General features: G+C 64.2%; 2 protein-coding genes and 1 pseudogene. All 3 read right to left on the bottom strand.

Annotated features, from left to right (window positions below; translation table 11 throughout):
- A pseudogene (locus GHO42_RS02925) lies at positions 1-422 on the bottom strand (VWA domain-containing protein); the annotation flags it as partial.
- A gap of 1 nt (position 423) precedes the next feature.
- Positions 424-1,416 carry a VWA domain-containing protein gene (locus tag GHO42_RS02920; protein ID WP_153328165.1) on the bottom strand — a complete coding sequence of 331 codons (993 nt, stop codon included), beginning with the start codon at positions 1,414-1,416 and terminating at the stop codon, positions 424-426.
- Positions 1,403-1,715 (bottom strand): DUF4381 domain-containing protein (locus GHO42_RS02915; protein WP_153384101.1); only part of this gene is annotated, 313 nt, incomplete at its 5' end. The genes GHO42_RS02915 and GHO42_RS02920, both read right to left, overlap by 14 nt.

The following is a 1,715-nucleotide window of genomic DNA, read 5'->3' as shown; positions in this document are numbered from 1 at the left end:
TAGGCAATCAGGGCCGTGCGGGCACCGCTGCGGCGGGCAGTCAGGTCATGCAATTTGTGCTTGGCGGCTTCCAGCCGCGTGGGCTGCACATCGCTGGCATCCATTGACGGGGACAGGTCGAGGGCAATGATCAACGGCGCGCGGTTTTGCAGGAATGCCGGGCGGTCCTGTTCCCAGGTGGGGCCTGCGGCCGCAATGGCGCCGATGATCAGCAGGGCAGCGGTCAAATGTACCGGGCGCAGGCGGTGGCTGTCGGGCGGGGTGACCAGCAAGTGTGGCAGCAGGTGGGGAGCGATGATCGCCCGCAAACGCCGTTGCTGGTCATGGCTGCGGCGCCACATTAGCGGTAGCAGGGCACCCACAATCGCCAACAGCAGCCAGGCCGGGCGCAGAAAGTGGAAGTCACTCAGGTTGATCTCCATTTCAGGCCTCCCGCGGTGGTGAGCGCGGGTGGCGCCGTGAGGCCAGCAGTGCGAGCAGATGATACAGCGCTATCAGGCTGATGGCGGCCGCTACGGGCAACCAGAACAGGTCACGTTTGGGCTGGTGGCTGAAGGTTTGCACCCTGTGCGGGGTCAGCTGGTCGAGGGTGGCGTAGACCTGGTTCAGGCTGTCACGGTCTTCTGCGCGAAAGTACTGGCCGCCGGTGCTTTTGGCGATGCTCTGCAGGGCTGCAAGGTTGACCTTGGCTTCGCCGTCGGCATCCGGGTCGCCTATGCCGATGGTGTGGATCACTACCCCTTTGGCCGCCGCCATGGCCGTGGCACGGGGCACGGGGATGGCGCTGCTGGTGTCGTTGCCGTCGGTGAGCAGGATTAGTACTTTCTCCTGCTCGTGGGCCTGGTCGAGCAGTTTCAGGCTCAGGCCGATGGCGTCGCCGATAGCGGTGTCGGGCCCGGCCATGCCGATGCCGGTGTCGTCCAGCAGCAGCGACAGGCTGGCGTGGTCGAGGGTCAGTGGCGCTTGCGGATAGGCAGCGCTACCAAACAGGATCAGGCCGATGCGGTCGTCCTTGCGCCGGGCGATAAAGTCCTGCACCACGTGTTTGACCGCGCTCAGACGGTCGATCCTCTGCCCGCTGGCGTCGGTGAAATCGGTGGTTTGCATCGATTGAGAGATATCGATGGCAAGCATCAGGTCGCGCACCGGTTGCTGGCGCTCGATGGGTTTTTCGACCCATACCGGTCTGGCCACGGCCACTACCAGCAATGTCCACACCAGCAGGTTGAGCAGCAATTGCCAGATGTTCTGCTGCGCACCTGCGATCTGTGGTGCTTGATCGACAGCGCGGCTCATGGCGTTGAAAAATGGCACGCGTACCGCACTGCGGGCTTCACGGTAAGCGGGCAGCCAGCGGTAGCCGAACCACGGCAAGGGCAGCAACAGCAGCAACCAGGGATAATCAAACTGCCACATGGTGCAGCTCCACCCAGCGTGTACAGGTGTCGACCAACTGCTGGCGTTGTGCGGCGGGCAGGGCGAGCAATTGCTCATCCTGGGCGTAGGCCAGAAACGCCAGTTGCTGGCTGAAATCCTCGGGCACAGGCGGTGGGCCGTGGCGTTGTAAAAAGTCCTGCCAGGCCTCACCCTGCAGAGGCGCCGCTGCCTGCGGGACGGGCATGGACAGTGCCACCCGTTTAAGCAGCGTGGGCAGTTCGCGCAAGGTGCCCAGCGGATCGTTGGCCGCGCGCAGTTGTGCCAGCCGTTGCAAGGCC

The organism is Pseudomonas sp. FSL R10-0056, from assembly GCF_009600105.1.
GTDB lineage: Bacteria > Pseudomonadota > Gammaproteobacteria > Pseudomonadales > Pseudomonadaceae > Aquipseudomonas > Aquipseudomonas bubulae.
The sequence above is the reverse complement of the archived record's forward strand: the minus strand, read 5'-3'. Positions and strand labels throughout refer to the sequence as shown.

Bases quoted from the DNA above. Each gene is read 5' to 3' on its own strand.
- GHO42_RS02920 (WP_153328165.1), bottom strand. From the start codon at position 1,416: ATGTGGCAGTTTGATTATCCCTGGTTGCTGCTGTTGCTGCCCTTGCCG.